This is a genomic window from Streptomyces sp. NPDC045956 (assembly GCF_056430705.1).
The window spans coordinates 73,490-95,697 of the sequence record NZ_JBWKKZ010000001.1; the positions used below are offsets into that span (position 1 = coordinate 73,490).

Here is a 22,208-nt window from a genome sequence, read left to right on the forward strand (position 1 = left end):
ATCTGTTTCAGCTGGCTCGTCCGGCTCGTCCGGCGCATCCGGTCCGTCCGTCCCGGGTGGTGGCGGCGCGGGATGGTTCGGGGCCGCCGGTGACGCCGCGCGTCGCCCCGGCGTGGGCCTCGGGGATGCCGCCGCGGGCCGCGGGCCGTGGAGTTCCGCCCAGCCGTCACCGGAGACCGCCGTGACCCGACCGCTCGACCCCCACGGGAGCGCGGGCGTGACGGAGATCCTCGGCTCGCGGACGGGCGGGGACCGCACGGGCACGGACCGAACAGGCGGCGACCGCACCGACGCGGACCGGACGGGCCGCGATCGCGCGGGCATGGACCGGACGGGCGGGGGAGCCGCCCCCGCGTACCCGAGCCCGGCGGGCGGCAGTCCGGCGGGCTGGGGCACCACGGGCCGGAGCCCGGCCGGCGACCCGTCGCACCGGCCCCGGATCACCTGGGGCAGCCCCACCCCGGTGACCGAGACGAACCAGGCCGGTGTCCAGCCGGCCGTCCCGAGGCAGCCGGGCCCGAACCGGGCCGGCCCCGACGCGGCCGCGGCGGACCCGACGCGTGCGAACCAGGCCCGGAGGGACCTTCGCGGAAGGGCCCCGGGCGGGACGCGGTTCGGTGACGGCGCTCCCCCCGTCAGCCCTCCCGTCGGCGTCACCCCCGTCGGGAACCGCCCGGGTGACACCGGCGTGGACGCCGACGTGACCGACATCCTCCCCCCGGCCGTCCCGGGCTCCCCGGCCGAACCGACCCGCGCCTTCCCGACGAGCGCGTCCGGCCCTGCCACCACCGTCCTCCGCGATCCCTGGCAGGAGACCCCGGACGCCGACGCCGTCGCCGCCGACGCCGCCGATCACACGCACGACCCGCACGAGGTGACGGTCCAGCTCGACGCCGTCCAGCTCGGCGACGGCGTGATCCGCCGGGCCGAGAGCGGCGGGCAGCACCGCAAGAGCCGCCCGGAGAACGCCGACGGGCCCGTCTTCGTCGACGCCTCGGGACGCCGCAGCCGCCTCTACCGACGCCTCGGCATAGCCGTCGGCGTCGCCTGCGCGGTCTACGCCGTGGTCATCGTCTCCACCCTCCTGTCCGGCAACTCCAACGCGCCCTGGCTGCCCGTGGAGGGCCAGCAGGAGGGCAGGCCGGCCGGCCAGGTCGACACCACGCCGCTGCCCTCGCAGTCGGCGCGGCCCTCCGGCACCGGCAGCGCGGCCCCGCAGACCAGCCCCTCCACCGACGGCGGCGTGAGCACGGCGCCCGGCTCCGACGTCTCCGCGCCCGGCACGTCCGGCACCGCGCGGCAGCCCGGCACCGGCACCGACCCCGGCCCCTCGGAGGCCGGGACCGGCACCCAGCCGGGCGGCGGCGCCACCGACCCCGACCCGACGCAGTCGACACAGGCGCCGCCTCCCGCCAGCCCGGACCCGTCGGTCCCCACGGGCGGCGGCGAGACCACCGGCGAACCGACCGGACCCACCGTCGACCCCACCACCGGCTCCGACCCGGGCGGCGGTGACACGACCGTCAACGGTGCGGGAGACCCGCTCTCCGCCGGGCCCGCCGACGGGCCCGCGGTCGTCGCCGGACCAGCGGGTCCGGACCACACCTCCACATCCTCTTCCCTGTCCCCGGAGAACACCCTCTGATGGCATCCCGCACCCGCCGTCACGGGGCCGCGCGCCGCGCCCGTGAGGGCTCTCGCCGCCGCCTGCCCTTGCGCCTGCTGCTTCCGCTGCTCGTCCTGGTCGCCCTCGCGGCCATGCTCATGCTGCGCGGTTACGTGCACAGCGAGATCCTCGCCGACCACCGCGTCCAGCCGCCCGCCGCCACCGACCGGGTGCCGGAGAAGATCCTCGAGGGCGGCCCGGTCATCGACGTGCGGGGCGGCCGCACCGAGAGCCTGAGCGTGCCCGACCACCACCTGGTCCTCACGTTCGACGACGGCCCCGACCCGACGTGGACCCCGCGGGTGCTGGACGTGCTGAAGAAGCACGACGCGCACGGCGTCTTCTTCGTCACCGGCACCATGGCCTCCCGCTACCCCGACCTCGTCCAGCGCATGGTCGACGAGGGCCACGAGGTCGGCCTGCACACCTTCAACCACCCCGACCTCTCCTTCCAGTCGAAGGAGCGCATCGACCGGGAGCTGTCGCAGAACCAGCTGGCGATCACCGGCGCGGCGGGCATCCGCACCTCGCTCTTCCGGCCGCCGTACTCCTCCTTCGCCGACGCCATGGACAACAAGTCCTGGCCGGTCACCGAGTACATCGGCAGCCGCGGCTACATCACCGTCGTCAACAACACCGACAGCGAGGACTGGCAGCGGCCCGGCGTCGACGAGATCATCCGCCGCGCCACCCCGGAGAACGGCGACGGCGCCATCGTCCTGATGCACGACTCGGGCGGCGACCGCAGCCAGACCGTGGCCGCGCTGGACCGGTTCCTGCCCGACCTCCAGAAGAAGGGCTACGAGTTCGACAACCTCACCGAGGCCCTGGACGCGCCCAGCGCCATGAGCCCGGTGACCGGAGCCGAACTGTGGAAGGGCAAGGCCTGGGTCTTCCTCGTCCAGGCGTCGGAGAAGCTCACCGACGGCCTGGTGGTGGGGCTCGCGATCATCGGCACCCTGGTCATCGGCCGCTTCGTGCTGATGCTGCTGCTCTCCGGCATCCACGCCCGCCGGGTCCGCCGCAAGGGCTTCCGCTGGGGTCCGCCGGTGACCCGGCCGGTGACGGTGCTGGTCCCGGCGTACAACGAGGCCAAGTGCATCGAGAACACCGTCCTGTCGCTGATGGCCAGCGACCATCCCGTCGAGGTCATCGTCATCGACGACGGCTCCACCGACGGCACGGCACGGATCGTCGAGGCGATGGGGCTGCCGGGCGTCCGCGTGATCCGGCAGCTCAACGCGGGCAAGCCCGCCGCGCTCAACCGCGGCCTGGCCAACGCCAGTCACGACATCGTCGTGATGATGGACGGTGACACGGTCTTCGAACCGTCCACCGTCCGCGAACTCGTCCAGCCCTTCGGCGACCCGAAGGTGGGCGCCGTGGCCGGCAACGCGAAGGTCGGCAACAAGGACAGCCTCATCGGCGCCTGGCAGCACATCGAGTACGTGATGGGCTTCAACCTGGACCGCCGGATGTACGACGTGCTGGGCTGCATGCCGACCATCCCGGGCGCCGTGGGTGCCTTCCGCCGCTCCGCCCTGGAGCCGTTCGGCGGTATGAGCGACGACACCCTCGCCGAGGACACCGACGTCACCATGGCGCTGCACCGCGCCGGCTGGCGCGTGGTCTACGCCGAGAACGCCCGCGCCTGGACCGAGGCCCCCGAGACCGTGCAGCAGCTCTGGTCGCAGCGCTACCGCTGGTCGTACGGGACGATGCAGGCCATCTGGAAGCACCGCCGCGCGGTGATCGAGAAGGGCCCCTCGGGCCGCTTCGGCCGGGTCGGCCTGCCCTTCGTCTCCCTGTTCATGGTCCTGGCCCCGCTGCTGGCGCCGCTGATCGACGTCTTCCTGCTCTACGGCATCGTCTTCGGCCCGACGCAGAAGACGATCATGGCGTGGCTCGGCGTCCTCGCCATCCAGGCGGTCTGCGCGGCGTACGCCTTCCGGCTCGACCGCGAGCGCATGACCCACCTGATCTCGCTGCCGTTGCAGCAGATCCTCTACCGCCAGCTCATGTACGTCGTGCTGCTCCAGTCCTGGATCACGGCGCTCACCGGCGGCCGGCTGCGCTGGCAGAAGCTGCGGCGCACCGGTGTCGTCGGCGCGCCCGGCGGCACCGTGCCGCAGCAGCGTGCGGCGCGTCACGACGATCGGAGGCCCGTGGCATGACCCACGGACACATGACCGGTACGGGCGCGAGCCCGGAACCGGTCGGCAGCCCCTACGGCACCCCGTACGCGGGTGGCCCGGGCACAGCCGCGGGGATGCCGAACGGGACCACCGGACTGCCGGACGGAGCCGCGGGGACGCCGTACGCCGTCCCGCGGCAGCGCACGGCGGAGCCCGCGCCGGTTCCCGCACCGGCGACTGCGACCGCCCCCGCCCCGGCCGCCGGGAAGGGCGGCCGCGACCGGTACCTGGACCTGCTGCGCTCCATCGCCCTGGTCCGGGTCGTCGTCTACCACCTCTTCGGCTGGGCCTGGCTCTCGGTGGTGTTCCCGTCGATGGGCGTGATGTTCGCGCTCGCCGGCTCGCTGATGGCACGTTCGCTGAAGCGTCCGGCGCTGGGCGTGATCCGCGGCCGCGTGCGCCGGCTCCTGCCGCCGATGTGGGTGTTCGCCGTCGTCGTGCTGACGATGATGTTCGCCAACGGCTGGAACCCGGCGGACGACCCCGACCGCGGCGGCACCTGGGGCCTCATCGAGCTGTTCAACTACCTCGTCCCGATCGGCGCCCCGCCCTACCCCTGGCACGTCGGCTCCGCGTCCGGCCTGCTGGAGGACACCTGGGCGGTGCAGGCCGCCGGACCGCTGTGGTACCTGCGGGCCTACCTCTGGTTCGTCATCGCCTCGCCGCTGCTGCTGTGGCTGTTCCGCAAGGCCCCCTGGCCGACGCTGCTGGCCCCGCTGGCGCTGACCGCGGTCGTCGGCACCGACCTGGTGAAGATCCCCGGGGAGACCGGCAACGCGGTCACCGACTTCGCGGTCTACGGCGGCTGCTGGATCCTGGGCTTCGCCCACCACGACGGCCTGCTGAAGCAGATCCCGCGGTACGTCTCCGTCTCCTGCGCCTCCCTGGTCATGGCCTTCGGCCTGTGGTGGGCCTCGAACCACCTGGGCCCCGACGGCTGGGACCTCAACGACATCCCGCTGGCCCAGGCCACCTGGTCGTTCGGGTTCGTCGTGATCCTGCTCCAGTACTCCCCGTCCTGGCAGGAACTCCCCGGCCGCCTGGCCAAATGGGACAAGCTGGTGACCCTCTCCAACAACCGCGCGGTCACCATCTACCTGTGGCACAACCTGCTGATCATGGCGACGGTCCCGATCATCGACCTGGCCTACCAGCTCCCCTTCATGCAGAGCGAGCGCGCGGTCGGCGCCCTCGACGGCGCGTACACGATCTGGATGTTCGCCCTCGTCTGGCCCCTCATCGGCCTGATGGTCCTGGCGGTCGGCTGGGTCGAGGACCTCGCGGCGAAGCGGAAGCCGCGGCTGTGGCCCAACGGCACGAAACGCGCCGCCGGCAGGCGTGCCACGCCGGGCGCCGCACACCGGGGCTGACGCGCCTCCGCCAGTGGGCCACGTGAGAACTCTTCGTGTGTGCGCGGCGATCGTGGCCGTCTCCCTGCTCACCCTCGGCGGTCTGTTCGCACTCGTGCGGGGCGGAGCCGATGACGGAGGGGAACTCACCCGTTCCCGGCTCACCGGTGTCTGGCAGGGCGCCGGAGGGGGCAGGGTGGAGTCCCGGGCCGACGGACGCTTCGAGATGTGGGGCATTCCCCGCGGCGCCGTCGTGTTCAGCTTCTCCGACCCCCCGCCGGGTGACGGAAGGCTCTCCGGCGCGGGCAGCTGGGAGCTCGACGGCGGCGATGGTGAGAGCGGCACCGTCGAGCTGGGCCTCCACGCCGGCGGGTCGTTCCCGGACGACGGCGAATCCGCGCTCCTCCAGGTCGCGGAGACGGGTGACCGCCCGGTGCTGTACTTCGCCACCGACGCCGACAAGGCGTACGGCTACGAGGTGCGGCGCGTCACATCGGGCGGGTAGCACGCCGTCAGCCGGCTGAACGACGGCCGGCGCCCCGGTGTCCACCGTGGCCAGGTGCCCCGGCGAGGAGGCCGGGCCCGCGCCGCGCCGGCGACCTCTCACCGTCCGCCGGTGCCGGGTGAGAGCAACGTTCCCTCGCGGTCATCCACAGCCCCACAGGCCCGAAACGCGTGCTGCCTACCGTCGGTGCAACCGAGCTACGGAGCACCGTGGAGGCGTCATGACAGTCCCTGGCGGCCGCTGGATCCAGCACTGGGATCCGGAGGACGAGACCTTCTGGAAGGAGACGGGGGAGCGCGTCGCCCGGCGGAACCTCTTCTTCTCCGTCCTCTCCGAGCACATCGGGTTCTCGGTCTGGACGCTGTGGTCCGTGCTGGTGCTCTTCATGGGCCCGGAGTACGGGCTGACGCCGGCCGACAAGTTCCTGCTGACGTCGGTGGTGACGCTGGTCGGGGCCGTCGTCCGGGTGCCGTACACCTTCGCGGTCGCGGTCTTCGGCGGGCGGAACTGGACGATCATCTCGGCCGGGCTGCTGCTCGTGCCGACGATCGCCGCCTTCCTGGTCATGGAGCCCGGGACGTCGTACTCGACCTTCCTCCTGGTGGGCCTGCTCGCGGGCGTCGGCGGCGGCAACTTCGCCTCCTCCATGACCAACATCAACGCCTTCTTCCCGCTCCGGAAGAAGGGCTGGGCGCTCGGCCTCAACGCCGGGGGCGGGAACATCGGCGTGCCGGTCATCCAGCTGGCCGCCCTCGCGATCATCGGGGCGAGCGGCGGTCCGCGGGTCCTGCTCGGCATCTACATCCCGCTGATCCTGGTCGCCGCCGTCCTCGCCGCCTGCTTCATGGACAACCTCGCCTCCGTGAAGAACGACACCGGGGCCGCCAAGGACGCCGCCCGGGACGCCCACACCTGGATCATGGCGGTGCTGTACATCGGCACGTTCGGCTCGTTCATCGGCTACAGCTTCGCCTTCGGGCAGGTGCTCCAGACCCAGTTCGGACGCACCCCGCTGCAAGCGGCGTACCTCACCTTCATCGGCCCGCTGCTCGGCTCGCTGATCCGGCCGCTGGGCGGCAGGCTCGCCGACCGGTACGGCGGCGCGCGGATCACGCTGTGGAACTTCGTCGCCATGGCCGCCGCCACCGCCGTACTCGTCGCGGCCAGCATGGCCGGGTCGCTCGGGCTGTTCGTGGCCGTCTTCGTCGTCCTGTTCGTGCTCAGCGGGCTCGGCAACGGGTCCACGTTCAAGATGATCCCCGGCATCTTCCAGAACAAGGCGCTGGCCCGGGGGCTGACCGGTGAGGAGGCCGTGGCGCACGGGCGGCGGCTGTCCGGCGCCTCCATGGGCCTGATCGGCGCGGTCGGCGCGCTCGGCGGCGTCGCCATCAACCTCGCCTTCCGGCAGTCCTTCCTCTCCCTCGGCTCGGGCACCGGCGCCTTCGTCGCCTTCCTCGCCTACTACGCCGTCTGCTTCGCCGTCACCTGGGCGGTATACCTTCGCCGTCCGGCCCCGCCGGCGCCGGACGGCCCGTCGCACCCGGCCGAGCCGAAGGCCCGGCTCAGCTACGCCGAGGTATGACGTAACACTGGTGACATGAAGCGGAACCGAGCCTGTCACGCACCGTTGACAGGCTCGGTCGCCGTGCACGCAGCACGACGACCGGGACGATCGGGACGAGAGTGATGGACGACGAACGACAGCGATCCGACCACGGCCCCCTCGCCGGATTCACCGTCGGCGTGACCGCCGCCCGCCGGGCCGACGAACTGGGCGCGCTGCTCCAGCGCCGCGGCGCGGCCGTCCTGCACGCCCCGGCGCTCCGGATCGTGCCGCTCGCCGACGACAGCGAGCTGCTGGCCGCGACCAAGCAGCTCATCGACCAGGCGCCGGACGTCGTCGTCGCCACCACGGCCATCGGCTTCCGCGGCTGGGTCGAGGCCGCCGACGGCTGGGGGCTCGGGGACGCCCTGCTGGAGCGGCTGCGCTCCGTGGAACTGCTCGCCCGGGGGCCCAAGGTCAAGGGCGCGGTCCGGGCCGCCGGCCTCACGGAGGAGTGGTCGCCGGCCTCGGAGTCCATGGCCGAGGTGCTGGACCGGCTGCTGGAGCAGGGCGTCGACGGACGCCGGATCGCGGTCCAGCTGCACGGTGAGCCGCTGCCGGGGTTCGTGGAGTCGCTGCGGGCGGGCGGTGCCGAGGTCGTCGGGGTACCCGTGTACCGGTGGCTGCCGCCGGAGGACCTCGGCCCGGTCGACCGGCTGCTGGACGCGGCCGTCTCGCGGGGCGTGGACGCCGTGACCTTCACCAGCGCGCCCGCCGCGGCCTCCCTCCTGTCCCGCGCCGAGGAGCGCGGCCTGCTGCCCGAGCTGCTCGCCGCGCTCGGCCACGACGTGCTGCCCGCCTGCGTGGGACCGGTCACCGCGGTGCCGCTCCAGGGGCACGGCGTGGAGACGGTCCAGCCCGAGCGCTTCCGGCTCGGCCCCCTCGTGCAGCTGCTCTGCCAGGAACTGCCGGGCCGCGCCCGGGCCCTGCCGGTCGCCGGGCACCGGCTGGAGATCCGCGGCCACGCGGTGCTCGTCGACGGGGAGCTGCGGGCCGTGCCGCCCGCCGGCATGTCCCTGCTGCGGGCGCTGTCCCGGCGGCCCGGCTGGGTCGTGCCCCGCGCGGACCTGCTGCGCGCCCTGCCGGGCACCGGCCGCGACGAACACGCCGTCGAGACGGCGATGGCCCGCCTGCGTACCGCCCTCGGCACCCCGAAGCTGATCCAGACGGTGGTCAAGCGCGGCTACCGCCTCGCCCTGGACCCGGCCACCGACGCCAAGTACACGGACGGGTGAGGCGTGCCCCGCGCGGGTGGCGTCCGCGCGGGGCACGCCCCTCACCGGGAGCCGACCACGCGGTACTCGACGGCGGTCACCCGCGGCCTGCCCTGCGGGTCCGGCACGGCGAGCGCCTGGCCCCGGAACTCGCCGGTGACCACGTCCCGCCTCGCGGCGGCGTAGCGGGCCTCCTCCGCACTGGCCGTGAGGGCGAGGGCGCCGCTCGGCCGAGGGCGAGCAGGGCCGGACGGCGCGGCCGTCAACGTCGGCCGACAGGGCGGGGCATGCGTGGGGTTCTCCCCGCGGAAGGGCGTACGTGGGGGGAGCGCCGGGGACTTCGGGGACGGCCCGGCCGGATCGGCCCCGAGCGCCCGGCGCACGGTACAGGCCGCGGGCAGCGCCCCGAGTCGCGGCCGGAGGGAGCGTCGGCCCGCCCCGCGCCCGGCCGGTGTGCCGGCCCCGCCGACGGCAGGGCGGTGCGGGGGGTTCCGGGCGCGGGAGCGGGCAGGCACTGTAGAGGGAGCGCACCACCTGCTCCCCTCTCCGGCCCGCCCCACCGGGCAACCCCTAGGCGGTGACAGGAACATGGCACTGGGTACGGCCACCGACCCGTACGAGCTGCGGTTCGACACCGGGCGGATCTGCCTGGACCTCATCGCCACCACCCACCCCGTGGAGCGGCTGGACTCCGTCGAGGTGCTGCGCGCCTGGATCACCGGCTCCGGACTCGTCCCGCCCGGCACCCCGTTGACCCACGCCGACCCCTCCTGGCTGACCGCCTTCCGCGAACTGCGCCGCGAGACCAGGCGACTGGTGCGCGGCCGGCCGGCGCCCCGGACCCACCCGTACGACCTCGCGCTCGACCGCGTCAACGCCCTCGCCACCGCGGCGCCCCCCGCCCCGTGCGCGGTCCACGGCGAGGACGGCGCGCTGGTACGGGAGCTGACCGGGCCGCCGGAGTGCGCCGCCCTGCTCGGCGCCCTCGCCCGGGACGCGGTGGAACTGCTCACCGACCCCGTCGCACGGGCGAGCCTGAGGCAGTGCGAGGGCGACAACTGCCCGATCGTCTACGTGGACACCTCCCGGGGCCGGCGCAGGCGCTGGTGCTCCAGCGAGATCTGCGGCAACCGCGAACGCGTCGCCCGGCACCGCAGACGCGCCGCCCTCGCCCGGTAACTCCCCCCGCGCCCCCTTCGTCCCACGTCCCTAAGAAAACTGTCGACGCGCTTTGAACGCCCCGCACTTCGCGCACGTACCGGATGGGCGAGCGACCGACTGGGGGAACCCCCGGACATCGGAGGTGGGCGTGCGCAAGGATTCCGTCGTGGCCGGTGAACGTGGTGCGAGGGCCCGACATCGCATGTCCCAGTCGTCCTCGGAACCGGACGAGGAGCTGATGCGCGCCCTCTACCGGGAGCACGCGGGCCCCTTGCTGGCGTACGTGCTGCGGCTGGTCGCGGGGGACCGGCAGCGCGCCGAGGACGTCGTCCAGGAGACGCTCATCCGTGCCTGGAAGAACGCCGGTCAGCTCAACCGTGCGACCGGATCGGTACGCCCCTGGCTGGTGACGGTCGCCCGGCGCATCGTCATCGACGGCCACCGCAGCCGGCAGGCCCGGCCGCAGGAGGTCGATCCGTCGCCGCTGGAGGTCATCCCCGCGGAGGACGAGATCGACAAGGCGCTGTGGCTGATGACGCTGTCGGACGCGCTCGACGACCTGACCCCGGCTCACCGAGAGGTCCTCGTCGAGACGTACTTCAAGGGGCGTACCGTCAACGAGGCGGCGCAGACACTGGGCATACCCAGCGGCACCGTTCGCTCCCGGGTGTTCTACGCCCTGCGTTCGATGAAGCTGGCACTGGAGGAGCGGGGGGTGACGGCGTGATGAGCGGGTACGGGGGCGTCCAGGGATTCGGCGGGGGATTCGGCCCGGGTGATACGGGTAATTCTGTCCCCATGCAGGGATCACCGGCGCCGAACGAGCACGAGACCGTCGGCGCCTACGCCCTCGGCATCCTCGACGACGCGGAGGCCACCGCCTTCGAGGCCCACCTCGCCGGCTGCGAGTGGTGCGCCCAGCAGCTCGACGAGCTGGCCGGCATGGAGCCGATGATGGCCGCGCTCGCGGACCTCCCCGGCACCGGCACACCCGCGATCGCCGAGTCGCTGACGGCGAAGCCGGGCCCGCGGCTGGCGGAGAAGCTCGTCGACGAGGTCGCCGAGCGCCGGGCGGGCAAACGCCGCCGCAACTTCTACCTGGTGGGCACCGCGGCCGCACTGATCATCGGCGGCCCGTTCGCCGCCGTGGCGACCACCGGAGGCGGCGACGACGGCGGTGGCGGCCGGAAGACCGAGGCGGCGCGGACGACCGCGGGACCCGCCGAGTCCGCCTTCGCCGCCATGCCCGACCGGGTCACCGCGACCGACCCGGCCACCGAGGTCAGCGCGACCGTGGCGCTGGAGAAGAAGGCCTGGGGCACCGAGGCGGTCCTGGAACTGAAGAACGTCAAGGGCCCCCAGAAGTGCTCCCTGATCGCCGTCGGCAAGAACGGCGAACGCGAGACGCTCAGCTCCTGGACCGTCCCGGACTGGGGCTACGGCATCGCGGGCGCCACCACCGAGAAGGCCAGGAAGCCGCTCTACGTGCACGGCGGCGCCGCCTTCGAACCCAACCAGATCGACCACTTCGAGGTCATGACCTTCGACGGCGAGCGACTGGTGGAGGTGGACGCGTAGCGCGGGCACCCGGCGTGGCGTGGCTTCCGGCGCCCCCTTCGCGTACCTTTGACGGCTGCCCAGCACGTCAGAAGGGGGCCCGGTGGCCGCACAGGCGCAACAGGACTCAGCGGTCGACTCGGCGCACGACTCCGCACGGGAGAAGTCCGCACGGGAGGACTCCGTACGGGACCGAGAGATCAGCGTGGAGCAGGCACACCTGGACCGGGTGTACCGCCGGCTCGAGGAGAAGATCCACGAGGCCGAGTTCCTCATGCACGACGCCGCCCAGCGCGGCCACGTCGGCACGCCCGGCGCACTGGCCGAGCGCGACGCACAGGTCTTCCGGGCCGGCATCCACCTCAGCCGTCTGAACAACGAGTTCGAGGACTTCCTCTTCGGCCGGATCGACCTGCTCCTCGGCAAGGACGGCAAGAAGGGCCCGGACGGCGCCTACACGGCGGTGGAGCCCGCCGAGGGCGCCCTGCGGCCCGACGGCACCGCCGACATCGCCGAGACCCTGCACATCGGCCGCATCGGCGTCCTGGACGAGGACTACGCGCCGCTGGTCATCGACTGGCGGGCGCCCGCCGCCGCCCCGTTCTACCGGTCCACGCCGGTCGACCCGGGCCGGGTCGTGCGCCGCCGGGTGATCCGCTCCAAGGGACGGCGCGTCCTCGGCGTCGAGGACGACCTGATGCGGCCCGAGGTCCGGGCCCACCTGGCCGGCGAGGAGCTGGCCGTCGTCGGTGACGGCGCTCTGATGGCAGCCCTCGGTCAGGCCCGCACCCACTCCATGCGGGACATCGTGGCCTCCATCCAGGCCGAGCAGGACCTGGTGATCCGCGCCCCCGCCGCCTCCGTGACCTACGTCGAGGGCGGCCCCGGCACCGGCAAGACCGCCGTCGCCCTGCACCGGGCGGCGTACCTGCTCTACCAGGACCGGCGCCGGTACGCGGGCGGCATCCTGATCGTCTCGCCCACCCCGCTGCTGGTGGCGTACACCGAGGGCGTGCTGCCCTCCCTCGGCGAGGAGGGGCAGGTCGCGATCCGCGCCATCGGCTCGCTGGTCGACGGCGCCGAGGCCACGCTGTACGACTCCCCGGCCACCGCCCGCGCCAAGGGCTCCTCGCGGATGCTCAGGGTGCTGCGCAGGGCCGCCCGCGGGGCGCTGGAGCCGGAGGGCTCGCCGACCCTGCTGCGGGTCGTCGCCTTCGGCCGCCGCCTCGAACTGGAGGGCGAGGAGCTGGCCGGCATCCGCCGTACCGTCCTCGGCGGCACCGCGCCCGTCAACCTGCTGCGCCCCCGCGCCCGCCGGCTGATCCTGGACGCGCTGTGGGCGAAGTCCGGCGCCGGCACCCGGCACTCCGACCCCGAGCTGGCCGCCGAGCTGCGCTCCTCCTTCGACGAGGACGTCAGCTCCGAGGACCCCTTCATCGCCTTCCTCGACGCCTGGTGGCCGGAGCTGACCCCCGGCGCGGTGCTGGCGGCCATGGCGGACGAGCGGCGCCTGGGCCGCTGGGCCCGGCGCATCCTCAACCCGGGCGAGGTCCGCAAGGTGGCCCGCTCGCTGCGCCGCGAGGGCCACTCGGTGCACGACATCGCCCTGCTCGACGAACTCCAGGCCGTGCTCGGCACCCCGGCCCGCCCCCGCAAGCGCCGCGAGCTGGACCCGCTGGACCAGCTGACCGGCCTGGACGAGCTGATGCCGCAGCGCGAGGAGACCCAGTGGGAGCGCGCCGAGCGCCTCGCGCAGGAGCGCACCGAGTACGCCCACGTCATCGTGGACGAGGCGCAGGACCTCACGCCCATGCAGTGGCGGATGGTGGGCCGCCGCGGCCGGCACGCCACCTGGACCGTGGTCGGCGACCCGGCGCAGTCCTCGTGGTCCGACCCCGACGAGGCGGCGGCGGCCCGTGACGAGGCGCTCGGCACCCGCCCGCGCCGCCGTTTCGAACTCACCGTGAACTACCGCAACCCGGCGGAGATCGCCGAGCTGGCGGCCAGGGTGCTCGCCCTCGCCATGCCGGGCTCCCCGTCCCCGACGGCGGTGCGCTCCACCGGCGTGGAGCCGCGGTTCGCGGTGGTGGAGGAGACCCTCGCCCGGTCGGTCCGGGCGGAGGCGGCCCGGCTGCTGGACCTCGTCGACGGCACCGTCGGTGTCGTGGTCGCGATGAACCGCCGCGAGGAGGCCCGGCGCTGGCTGGCCGGGCTCGGCGACCGCGTGGTGGCGCTCGGCAGCCTGGAGGCCAAGGGCCTGGAGTACGACGCCACGGTCGTCGTCTCGCCCGCCGAGATCGCCGACGAGTCGCCCGCCGGGCTGCGCGTGCTCTACGTCGCCCTGACCCGGGCCACCCAGCAGCTGACGATCGTCTCCGGCGAGCGGGACGAACCGGACGCCGCCGGGGTGCCGGACCTGCTCCGCGACTGAGGCGCCGATGCGGGCGGAACGGCCCGCACCGGAGCACACGAGAGGCCCGCGCCGACGGCGCGGGCCTCTCGTCCCGTTCAAGTGGCACCGACCCGCCATGCTCGCCTCGCGGCAAGTGGTCGCTCGTAGCGACGAAGGTTGGGCCCGGGGGCTTGGATCGGGCCGGTGCCACGTCCAAGGTAACAAACGATCCCCGCAAGACAATTCCCGTCCCGGGGGTTATTTCGCGGACCCGGGCGCGGCTTCGGGTTCGCTCTTCCGTACGAGCGCAACTTCTCGTATGGTGGAAGTCGTTTTCCGAAAGTGTCGCCTCTTCGGTGCGGGAACGGCGCGCGAACTCAAAGTTCGCAATCCGGGGCGGCTACCACGTACTCGGTGGTAGGTGCGACGATCGGACGGCACGAAGCAGCTACACGCACAACGCAGCTACACGGTGAAAGCAGAGGAAGTCGGCCATGGCAACGGCGCCCAGCGTCTCCTACTCGATGACGGTCCGACTGGAGGTGCCCGCGGGCGGGACCGCGGTCTCGCAGCTCACCACCGCGGTGGAGTCCGCCGGCGGCTCGGTCACCGGCCTCGACGTCACGGCCTCCGGCCACGACAAGCTCCGTATCGACGTCACCATCGCCGCCGGTTCGACCGCCCACGCCGACGAGATCGTGGAGCAGCTGCGGGGCATCGAGGGCGTCAGCCTGGGCAAGGTCTCCGACCGTACCTTCCTGATGCATCTCGGCGGCAAGATCGAGATGGCGTCGAAGCACCCCATCCGCAACCGCGACGACCTCTCCATGGTCTACACGCCGGGCGTGGCCCGCGTCTGCATGGCGATCGCCGAGAACCCCGAGGACGCCCGCCGCCTGACCATCAAGCGCAACTCCGTTGCGGTCGTGACGGACGGTTCGGCGGTGCTGGGCCTCGGCAACATCGGCCCCAAGGCCGCGCTGCCCGTGATGGAGGGCAAGGCGGCCCTCTTCAAGCGCTTCGCCGGCATCGACGCCTGGCCGCTCTGCCTGGACACGCAGGACACCGACGCGATCGTCGAGATCGTCAAGGCCATCGCCCCGGGCTTCGCCGGCATCAACCTGGAGGACATCTCCGCCCCCCGCTGCTTCGAGATCGAGGCCCGGCTGCGCGAGGCCCTGGACATCCCGGTCTTCCACGACGACCAGCACGGCACCGCGATCGTCGTCCTCGCGGCCCTGACCAACGCCCTGCGCGTCGTCGACAAGCCGATCGAGAACGTCCGGGTCGTCATGTCCGGCGCCGGTGCCGCCGGTACGGCCATCCTGAAGCTGCTGCTGGCCGCGGGCGTGAAGAACGCCGTCGTCGCCGACATCCACGGCGTGGTGCACTCCGGTCGCGCCGACCTGGTCGACGCCGCGCCCGAGTCGGCGCTGCGCTGGATCGCCGACAACACCAACCCCGAGGGCCTCACCGGCACCCTGAAGGAGGCCGTGCACGGCGCGGACGTCTTCATCGGCGTCTCCGCCCCGAACGTCCTGGACGGCGAGGACGTGGCGGCCATGGCGGACGGCGCGATCGTGTTCGCGCTCGCGAACCCCGACCCCGAGGTCGACCCGGCGATCGCCCGGCAGACGGCGGCCGTCGTCGCCACCGGTCGCTCGGACTTCCCGAACCAGATCAACAACGTGCTGGTCTTCCCGGGCGTCTTCCGCGGTCTGCTGGACGCCCAGTCCCGCACGGTCAACACCGAGATGATGCTGGCCGCCGCGCACGCCCTCGCGTCGGTGGTGACCGAGGACGAGATCAACCCGAACTACATCATCCCCAGCGTCTTCAACGACAAGGTCGCCGGTGCCGTCGCGGGCGCCGTGCGCGAGGCGGCGAAGGCCGCCGGGGTGGTGGCGTAGTTTCCCCGGACGCGGGCAGGCGGCCTGTGGCGTGGTGGTGAGGATCATCACGGCGGGCCGCCCCACCGGCGCGTCGCGGAACGGACGGCCTCGGATCGCCCTCTAGGGTGGCGCAAGGCTCAGGCCCTCTCATCGTGTGACTCCCAAGGGTGTTCTCACGACTCCTGGGGGTGCCGGATTGGCTTTACCGCCGCAGGTGGAGGCAGGATGCCTCCCTGGGCGCGAGGGTCTGACGACCGACCCGGGTCCGGGGAGTGTCCGAGGCCCCTGGCAGCATCGGCATCGCTGTGCCCAACATGCGGCTCCGCCGCGTGGCACGCCTCAACGGCAAGAAGAACACGGGAGTAACAACATGAACCGCAGTGAGCTGGTGGCCGCGCTGGCCGACCGCGCCGAGGTGACCCGCAAGGACGCCGACGCCGTGCTGGCCGCGTTCGCCGACGTCGTCGGCGACATCGTCTCCAAGGGCGACGAGAAGGTCACCATCCCCGGCTTCCTGACCTTCGAGCGCACGCACCGTGCCGCTCGCACCGCCCGCAACCCGCAGACCGGCGAGCCGATCCAGATCCCGGCCGGCTACAGCGTCAAGGTCTCCGCGGGCTCCAAGCTCAAGGAAGCCGCCAAGGGTAAGTAAGCGCTCCGCTTCGAGCGCCGGGTTCTGCGCGGGCCGTTCGCACGGTGTGCGGGTCGTCTCGCGGCCGCGGGCCGTGCACGGCTGGTCGCGCAGTTCCCCGCGCCCCTTCCAGGGGCGCTCGACGCAACGCCGATGGGGCGGTCACCCGAGTCCGGGTGACCGCCCCATCGGCGTTGGGCCGTGCGCCGTCTAGCCGAGCGCCTTGCCCGGCAGTTCCACCTTGGCTCCCAGCTCCATGAGCTTGTCCATGAAGTTCTCGTAGCCCCGGTTGATCAGGTCGATGCCGTGCACCCGGGAGGTGCCCTGTGCCGCGAGGGCGGCGATCAGGTACGAGAAGCCGCCGCGCAGGTCGGGGATGACCAGGTCGGCGCCCTCCAGCTTGGTCGGTCCGGAGACGACCGCCGAGTGCAGGAAGTTGCGCTGGCCGAAGCGGCAGTCGGAGCCGCCGAGGCACTCGCGGTAGAGCTGGATGTGGGCGCCCATCTGGTTGAGCGCGGAGGTGAAGCCGAGACGGGACTCGTAGACCGTCTCGTGGACGATGGACAGGCCGGTGGCCTGGGTCAGGGCGACCACCAGGGGCTGCTGCCAGTCCGTCTGGAAGCCGGGGTGCACGTCCGTCTCCAGGGCGATGGACTTCAGCCGGCCGCCCGGGTGCCAGAAGCGGATGCCCTCGTCGTCGATCTCGAAGGCGCCGCCCACCTTCCGGTAGGTGTTGAGGAACGTCATCATCGAGCGCTGCTGGGCGCCGCGCACGTAGACGTTGCCCTCGGTCGCCAGCGCCGCGGAGGCCCAGGAGGCGGCCTCCAGGCGGTCCGAGAGGGCGCGGTGGGTGTAGCCGCCCAGCTCGTCCACACCGGTGATGCGGATGGTGCGGTCGGTGTCCATCGCGATGATCGCGCCCATTTTCTGCAGGACGCAGATCAGGTCCTCGATCTCCGGCTCCACGGCGGCGTTGGACAGCTCCGTGACGCCCTCGGCCAGCACGGCCGTCAGCAGCACCTGCTCGGTGGCGCCGACGGACGGGTACGGCAGCCGGATCTTCGTGCCGCGCAGCCGCTGCGGGGCCTCCAGGTACTGGCCGTCCGCGCGCTTCTCGATCTTCGCGCCGAACTGCCGCAGCACCTCGAAGTGGAAGTCGATGGGCCGGCCGCCGATGTCGCAGCCGCCGAGGCCGGGGATGAAGGCGTGCCCGAGGCGGTGCAGCAGCGGGCCGCAGAACAGGATCGGGATGCGCGACGAGCCCGCGTGGGCATCGATGTCGGCGACGTTCGCGCTCTCCACGTGCGAGGGGTCGAGCACCAGCTCGCCGGGCTCCTCACCGGGACGGACGGTCACCCCGTGCAGTTGCAGCAGTCCGCGTACGACCCGCACGTCGCGGATGTCCGGCACGTTGCGCAGCCGGCTCGGCGCGCTGCCCAGCAGGGCGGCCACCATCGCCTTCGGCACGAGGTTCTTCGCACCGCGGACCCGGATCTCGCCCTCGAGCGGGGTTCCGCCGTGGACAAGCAGTACGTCATCAGCGCCGTTGACGGTCATGAATCTCGCGTTCCGTGGGGTTCGGGCAGGGGCCAGAAGGGAAAGGGTAATCGCCTTGTACCCCCGCCGAGTAAGTCCGCGCACGGTCGACCGACGTCATGGATTTGTCACAACACGCGGTGTCCCCCCGCGCACACGGGGGGTCACGGCCGAGGGGCGCGCGCGGGGTGCGTGTTCACCCCCGTGCCTCCGATTGCCTCCCCACGGGAGGGGAACATGCGGGATCATGTCTGGCATGACCGAGGTGTCCTCGCTCACGGGGCGGCTGCTCGTGGCAACGCCCGCCCTTGCGGACCCGAACTTCGAGCGTGCGGTGGTGCTCCTCCTCGACCACGACGAGGAGGGCTCCCTCGGTGTCGTCCTCAACCGGCCCACACCCGTCGACGTGGGCGACATCCTGGAGGGCTGGGCCGATCTCGCCGGCGAACCCGGCGTGGTCTTCCAGGGCGGCCCGGTGTCGCTCGACTCGGCGCTGGGCGTCGCCGTCGTCCCGGGCGGGGCGACCGGCGAGCGGGCGCCGCTGGGCTGGCGGCGGGTGCACGGCGCGATCGGCCTGGTGGACCTGGAGGCGCCGCCGGAGCTGCTGGCGCCGGCCGTGGGCGCGCTGCGGATCTTCGCCGGGTACGCGGGCTGGGGCCCCGGGCAGCTGGAGGACGAGCTGGAGGAGGGCGCCTGGTACGTGGTCGAGTCGGAGCCCGGCGACGTGTCGTGTCCGGTGCCGGAGCGGCTGTGGCGGGAGGTCCTGCGCCGTCAGCGGGGCGACCTGGCGATGGTGGCGACCTACCCGGACGACCCCTCGCTCAACTGATCCGGCCCCGCCGGTCCGCGCCCCGCTGTCCCGGCCGGTCCGTGCGGGTCCGTGTGGGCTACGGGACCCCGGCTTTCAGTACCCTGGCAGTCATGAGCACTCTCGAGCCCGAGCGCGGGACTGGTACGGGGACCCTCGTAGAGCCGACGCCGCAGGTGTCCCACGGCGACGGTGACCACGAGCGCTTCGCCCATTACGTCCAGAAGGACAAGATCATGGCGAGCGCCCTCGACGGCACCCCCGTCGTGGCGCTGTGCGGCAAGGTCTGGGTACCGGGGCGCGACCCGAAGAAGTACCCGGTCTGTCCCATGTGCAAGGAGATCTACGAGTCCATGAGCGGCGGCGGGGACGAGGGCAAGGGCGGCAAGGGCGGCGACAAGAAGTAGCAGACCTCCCGGCCCGGCGTCCCGAAGGCCCCCGGAGTGTGCCCGCGCGCACTCCGGGGGCCTTCGCGTGTCACGAAGTGGTGGAGACCTCTTGTGGACACGTTCCTGTACTCCATAACCTCCGGGGTGTTGTGCAGAGCGAAACCGTCATTGCATATGTTGCAACGCACGTCCGGAGGAACACTCCATGAAGCTCGCCCCCCGCCTGGCCGTCCTGCTGGCCGCGGTCGCCGTCACCGCGACCGCCTGCGCCCCCCAGACCTCCGACAACTCCTCCTCCGGCAAGGACGAGAAGAGCGGCACGCTCCGGGTCTGGCTCTTCCAGGAGGTCGACACCAAACCCAAGCAGAAGGTCGTCGACGCGGTCCTCGCCGACTTCGAGAAGGCGCACGAGGGAACGGAGGTCGATGTCGAGTACATCCCCGTCGAGACCCGCGCCCAGCGCATCAAGGCCGCCTTCAACGACCCCGACAGCGCCCCCGACGTCATCGAGTACGGCAACACGGACACCGCCGGCTACGTGAAGGACGGCGGACTCGCGGACGTCACCGAGGAGTTCGGCGCCTGGGGCGAGGCCAAGGACACCGACCCCACCGCCCGGCAGTCGGTCACCGTCGACGGCAAGGTCTACGGCGCCCCGTACTTCGTCGGCGTCCGCGCCCTGTACTACCGCACCGACGTCTTCGACGAACTCGGCCTCGAAGCCCCCAGGTCGCTGGAGGAACTGGCGTCCACCGCGAAGCGGGTCCGGGCCGCGAAGCCCGACCTCTACGGCATCGCGGTCGGCGGCGCCTACACCTACGGCGCGATGCCCTTCCTCTGGGCCCACGGCGGCGAACTCGCGACCGGCAAGGGCGGTTCGTACGCCTCGGCCCTCGACAGCGCCGCCGCCCGGAAGGGCGTCGAGGCGTACACCTCCCTCTTCGGCGACGACAACTGCCCCGCCGCCAAGTGCGCCGGCATGGGCGGCAACGACACCGTCACCGCCTTCGCCTCGGGCAAGGCGGCCATGGCGATCGGTGGCGACTTCAGCCACCAGGCCGTGGAGGCCGGGAAGGTGAAGGGCAAGTACGCGGTCGTGCCGCTGCCCGGGGTCGAACCCGGCTCGATCGCACCGGCCTTCGCCGGCGGCAACAACCTCGGCGTCCTCAAGAGCACCTCCCACCGCACCCTCGCCGTCGACCTGATGAAGCGGCTCGCGTCCAAGCAGGCGCAGGGCGAGCTGTTCGACGCGATGGGCTTCCTGCCGACCTACACGGACGTGCGGCAGCAGGTGGCGGCCGAGGAACCGTTCGTGAAGCCGTTCGTCGACACCCTCGCCGCGGGCACGAAGTTCGTGCCGGCCTCGGCGGCCTGGGCGACGATCGACTCCTCGCTGGTGCTGCCGACCCTGTTCCAGGAGGTGGTCAGCGGCAAGAAGGACGTGGCCGCCGCCACCGGGGACGCGGCGCGCAAGATGGACGACGCGTTCGGCTCCGCCGGGTGACGGGGGTGCCCAGTGGCTCGGGGGGTGCGGTGCGTTCGCGGCCGCGGGTGCGTCGTGGCTTGTCGCGCCGTTCCCCGCGCCCCCTCGGGGGCGCTGCACTTACCCCCTGGATCTATCTCGCGCCCGCTCTCGTCGTCCTCGGCGGCCTGCTCGTCTACCCCGTCTACCAGCTCGGGCTGATCTCCTTCCTGGAGTACACGCAGGCCCAGGTCTCCGGTGGGGAGCCGACCACCTTCCAGGGGTTCGGGAACTACGCCGAGCTGTTCGGGGACGGCGAGTTCTGGCGGGTCCTGCTCGCCACCGTCGTGTTCGCCGCGGCCTGCGTGGTCTCCACGCTGGCCGTCGGGTGCGCCCTCGCCGTGCTGCTCACCCGGGTGCGCGCCCTGCCGCGGCTCGCGCTGATGCTCGCCGCCCTCGGCGCCTGGGCGACCCCCGCGGTCACCGGGTCGACGGTGTGGCTGCTGCTCTTCGACCCGGACTTCGGGCCGGTCAACCGGATGCTGGGACTCGGCGACCACTCGTGGACGTACGGACGCTTCAGCGCCTTCGCCCTGGTCCTGCTCGAAGTGGTCTGGTGCTCCTTCCCGTTCGTCATGGTCACCGTCTACGCCGGTATCCGGGCCGTCCCCGCCGAGGTGCTGGAGGCCGCCGCCCTGGACGGCGCCTCGCAGTGGCGCATCTGGCGCTCGGTCCTCGCCCCGATGCTCCGGCCGATCCTGGTGGTCGTCACCATCCAGTCGGTCATCTGGGACTTCAAGGTCTTCACCCAGATCTACGTCATGACGAACGGCGGCGGCATCGCCGGCCAGAACCTCGTCCTCAACGTCTACGCCTACCAGAAGGCGTTCGCGTCCTCGGAGTACAGCCTCGGCTCCGCGATCGGCGTCGTCATGCTGCTGATCCTGCTCGCCGTGACACTGGTCTACCTGCGGTTGCTGCGCCGCCAGGGGGAGGAGCTGTGAATCTCGTGCGCGCGCGTGTGCGCCGTCCGTGGCGGCTGGCGGCCGAGGCCTCGGCCCTGCTGATCGCGGTCGTGGTGGCCTTCCCGCTGTACTGGATGGTGCTGAGCGCCTTCAAGCCGGCCGGGGAGATCGAGTCGGACGCACCGCGGCCGTGGACCCTGGAGCCCTCGCTGGACTCCTTCCGGCGGGTCTTCGGCCAGCAGGAGTTCGGCCGCTACTTCCTCAACAGCCTCCTCGTGGCGGGCACCGTCGTGATCGCCTCGGCGCTGATCGCGTTCCTCGCGGCGACGGCGGTGACGCGTTTCCGGTTCCGTTTCCGGACCACCCTGCTGATCATGTTCCTGGTGGCGCAGATGGTGCCCGTGGAGGCGCTCACCATCCCGCTGTTCTTCCTCATGCGGGACTTCGGGCAGCTGAACACGCTCGGGTCGCTGATCCTGCCCCACATCGCCTTCTCGCTGCCGTTCGCGATCTGGATGCTGAGGGGCTTCGTCAAAGCCGTCCCCGAGGCCCTGGAGGAGGCCGCCTGCATCGACGGGGCGAGCCGGGCGCGCTTCCTGTGGCAGATCCTCTTCCCCCTGGTCTTCCCGGGGCTCGTGGCCACCAGCGTCTTCTCCTTCATCTCGACCTGGAACGACTTCCTGTTCGCCAAGTCGTTCATCATCAGCGACACCTCCCAGTCGACGCTGCCGATGGCGCTGCTGGTCTTCTACAAGCCGGACGACCCCGACTGGGGCGGGGTGATGGCCGCCTCCACCGTGATGACGATTCCGGTGCTGGTCTTCTTCGTACTCGTGCAACGACGACTCGTCTCCGGCCTCGGCGGAGCGGTGAAGGACTGACG

The 22,208-nt window shown here is 72.4% G+C and carries 19 protein-coding genes; 17 read left to right on the forward strand and 2 right to left on the reverse strand.

Annotated elements, in window-relative coordinates; all coding sequences use genetic code 11:
- The first annotated feature begins 181 nt into the window (after window positions 1–181).
- The 6 genes from AC07FV_RS00275 (at window position 182) to AC07FV_RS00300 (ending at window position 8,553) form a co-directional block, all read left to right on the forward strand.
- The gene (locus AC07FV_RS00275; protein WP_479083573.1) at window positions 182–1,645 is read left to right on the forward strand and encodes a DNA polymerase III subunit gamma/tau domain-containing protein; all 1,464 of its coding nucleotides are present in this window, start codon (window positions 182–184) and stop codon (window positions 1,643–1,645) included.
- Window positions 1,645–3,840, forward strand: a complete 2,196-nt coding sequence (locus AC07FV_RS00280) for a bifunctional polysaccharide deacetylase/glycosyltransferase family 2 protein (protein WP_479083575.1) — start codon at window positions 1,645–1,647, stop codon at window positions 3,838–3,840. The genes AC07FV_RS00275 and AC07FV_RS00280 overlap by 1 nt, the downstream gene beginning before the upstream one ends.
- Complete coding sequence (locus tag AC07FV_RS00285; RefSeq protein WP_479083576.1) at window positions 3,837–5,231, forward strand: acyltransferase family protein; 1,395 nt, start codon at window positions 3,837–3,839, stop codon at window positions 5,229–5,231. The genes AC07FV_RS00280 and AC07FV_RS00285 overlap by 4 nt, the downstream gene beginning before the upstream one ends.
- A 22-nt stretch (window positions 5,232–5,253) precedes the next feature.
- On the forward strand, window positions 5,254–5,715 hold the full coding sequence (locus AC07FV_RS00290) for a hypothetical protein (RefSeq protein ID WP_479083577.1): 462 nt from the start codon (window positions 5,254–5,256) through the stop codon (window positions 5,713–5,715).
- Window positions 5,716–5,935: 220 nt separating this feature from the next.
- The gene (locus tag AC07FV_RS00295; protein WP_356612157.1) at window positions 5,936–7,297 is read left to right on the forward strand and encodes a nitrate/nitrite transporter; all 1,362 of its coding nucleotides are present in this window, start codon (window positions 5,936–5,938) and stop codon (window positions 7,295–7,297) included.
- A gap of 104 nt (window positions 7,298–7,401) precedes the next feature.
- Window positions 7,402–8,553, forward strand: a complete 1,152-nt coding sequence (locus AC07FV_RS00300) for a uroporphyrinogen-III synthase (RefSeq protein ID WP_479083579.1) — start codon at window positions 7,402–7,404, stop codon at window positions 8,551–8,553.
- Window positions 8,554–8,594: 41 nt separating this feature from the next.
- On the opposite strand, the gene AC07FV_RS00305 is transcribed toward AC07FV_RS00300, so the two are convergent.
- Entirely contained in the window at window positions 8,595–8,798 is a 204-nt protein-coding gene (locus AC07FV_RS00305; protein ID WP_479083580.1) for a hypothetical protein, read from the reverse strand.
- A gap of 322 nt (window positions 8,799–9,120) precedes the next feature.
- On the opposite strand from AC07FV_RS00305, the gene AC07FV_RS00310 reads away from it, so the two are divergent.
- From AC07FV_RS00310 to AC07FV_RS00335, 6 genes are all read left to right on the forward strand, one after another.
- A complete protein-coding gene (locus AC07FV_RS00310; RefSeq protein ID WP_479083581.1) occupies window positions 9,121–9,711 on the forward strand; it encodes a CGNR zinc finger domain-containing protein in 591 nt (196 codons plus the stop codon).
- 184 nt (window positions 9,712–9,895) lie between these two features.
- Window positions 9,896–10,420: a sigma-70 family RNA polymerase sigma factor gene (locus tag AC07FV_RS00315; protein WP_007450155.1), complete on the forward strand. Its 525-nt coding sequence runs from the start codon at window positions 9,896–9,898 to the stop codon at window positions 10,418–10,420.
- Between the two features lie 71 nt (window positions 10,421–10,491).
- On the forward strand, window positions 10,492–11,271 hold the full coding sequence (locus tag AC07FV_RS00320) for a zf-HC2 domain-containing protein (RefSeq protein ID WP_479083583.1): 780 nt from the start codon (window positions 10,492–10,494) through the stop codon (window positions 11,269–11,271).
- A gap of 82 nt (window positions 11,272–11,353) precedes the next feature.
- Complete coding sequence (locus tag AC07FV_RS00325; RefSeq protein ID WP_479083585.1) at window positions 11,354–13,681, forward strand: HelD family protein; 2,328 nt, start codon at window positions 11,354–11,356, stop codon at window positions 13,679–13,681.
- 455 nt (window positions 13,682–14,136) lie between these two features.
- Window positions 14,137–15,552: an NAD-dependent malic enzyme gene (locus AC07FV_RS00330; protein WP_479083587.1), complete on the forward strand. Its 1,416-nt coding sequence runs from the start codon at window positions 14,137–14,139 to the stop codon at window positions 15,550–15,552.
- A 352-nt stretch (window positions 15,553–15,904) separates the two neighbouring features.
- Window positions 15,905–16,186 (forward strand): HU family DNA-binding protein, encoded by a 282-nt coding sequence (locus tag AC07FV_RS00335; RefSeq protein ID WP_003990598.1) that lies wholly within the window; start codon window positions 15,905–15,907, stop codon window positions 16,184–16,186.
- Window positions 16,187–16,375: 189 nt separating this feature from the next.
- Here AC07FV_RS00335 and murA read toward each other — a convergent pair whose 3' ends face one another.
- Window positions 16,376–17,722: a UDP-N-acetylglucosamine 1-carboxyvinyltransferase gene (gene murA / locus AC07FV_RS00340; protein WP_053131822.1), complete on the reverse strand. Its 1,347-nt coding sequence runs from the start codon at window positions 17,720–17,722 to the stop codon at window positions 16,376–16,378.
- Between the two features lie 235 nt (window positions 17,723–17,957).
- Here murA and AC07FV_RS00345 point away from each other — a divergent pair, with 235 nt between their 5' ends.
- The 5 genes from AC07FV_RS00345 to AC07FV_RS00365 all read left to right on the forward strand — a co-directional run bounded on the left by AC07FV_RS00345 (window position 17,958) and on the right by AC07FV_RS00365 (window position 22,206).
- On the forward strand, window positions 17,958–18,530 hold the full coding sequence (locus AC07FV_RS00345; protein WP_479083589.1) for a YqgE/AlgH family protein: 573 nt from the start codon (window positions 17,958–17,960) through the stop codon (window positions 18,528–18,530).
- 92 nt (window positions 18,531–18,622) lie between these two features.
- A complete protein-coding gene (locus AC07FV_RS00350; RefSeq protein WP_162492103.1) occupies window positions 18,623–18,916 on the forward strand; it encodes a DUF3039 domain-containing protein in 294 nt (97 codons plus the stop codon).
- A gap of 187 nt (window positions 18,917–19,103) precedes the next feature.
- Window positions 19,104–20,402: an extracellular solute-binding protein gene (locus AC07FV_RS00355; RefSeq protein ID WP_479083591.1), complete on the forward strand. Its 1,299-nt coding sequence runs from the start codon at window positions 19,104–19,106 to the stop codon at window positions 20,400–20,402.
- A gap of 47 nt (window positions 20,403–20,449) precedes the next feature.
- On the forward strand, window positions 20,450–21,364 hold the full coding sequence (locus tag AC07FV_RS00360) for a carbohydrate ABC transporter permease (RefSeq protein ID WP_479083593.1): 915 nt from the start codon (window positions 20,450–20,452) through the stop codon (window positions 21,362–21,364).
- Window positions 21,361–22,206 (forward strand): carbohydrate ABC transporter permease, encoded by an 846-nt coding sequence (locus AC07FV_RS00365; protein WP_479083595.1) that lies wholly within the window; start codon window positions 21,361–21,363, stop codon window positions 22,204–22,206. The genes AC07FV_RS00360 and AC07FV_RS00365 overlap by 4 nt, the downstream gene beginning before the upstream one ends.
- Window positions 22,207–22,208: the final 2 nt, after the last annotated feature.

Excerpts from the sequence above, each read along its gene's own strand:
- AC07FV_RS00320 (WP_479083583.1), top strand. The coding sequence starts at position 10,492 with ATGCAGGGATCACCGGCGCCGAACGAGCACGAGACCGTCGGCGCCTAC.
- AC07FV_RS00300 (WP_479083579.1), top strand. The coding sequence starts at position 7,402 with ATGGACGACGAACGACAGCGATCCGACCACGGCCCCCTCGCCGGATTC.
- AC07FV_RS00345 (WP_479083589.1), top strand. The coding sequence starts at position 17,958 with ATGACCGAGGTGTCCTCGCTCACGGGGCGGCTGCTCGTGGCAACGCCC.
- AC07FV_RS00315 (WP_007450155.1), top strand. The coding sequence starts at position 9,896 with ATGTCCCAGTCGTCCTCGGAACCGGACGAGGAGCTGATGCGCGCCCTC.
- AC07FV_RS00330 (WP_479083587.1), top strand. The coding sequence starts at position 14,137 with ATGGCAACGGCGCCCAGCGTCTCCTACTCGATGACGGTCCGACTGGAG.
- AC07FV_RS00280 (WP_479083575.1), top strand. The coding sequence starts at position 1,645 with ATGGCATCCCGCACCCGCCGTCACGGGGCCGCGCGCCGCGCCCGTGAG.
- murA (WP_053131822.1), bottom strand. The coding sequence starts at position 17,722 with ATGACCGTCAACGGCGCTGATGACGTACTGCTTGTCCACGGCGGAACC.
- AC07FV_RS00285 (WP_479083576.1), top strand. The coding sequence starts at position 3,837 with ATGACCCACGGACACATGACCGGTACGGGCGCGAGCCCGGAACCGGTC.
- AC07FV_RS00310 (WP_479083581.1), top strand. The coding sequence starts at position 9,121 with ATGGCACTGGGTACGGCCACCGACCCGTACGAGCTGCGGTTCGACACC.
- AC07FV_RS00335 (WP_003990598.1), top strand. The coding sequence starts at position 15,905 with ATGAACCGCAGTGAGCTGGTGGCCGCGCTGGCCGACCGCGCCGAGGTG.
- AC07FV_RS00350 (WP_162492103.1), top strand. The coding sequence starts at position 18,623 with ATGAGCACTCTCGAGCCCGAGCGCGGGACTGGTACGGGGACCCTCGTA.
- AC07FV_RS00295 (WP_356612157.1), top strand. The coding sequence starts at position 5,936 with ATGACAGTCCCTGGCGGCCGCTGGATCCAGCACTGGGATCCGGAGGAC.
- AC07FV_RS00355 (WP_479083591.1), top strand. The coding sequence starts at position 19,104 with ATGAAGCTCGCCCCCCGCCTGGCCGTCCTGCTGGCCGCGGTCGCCGTC.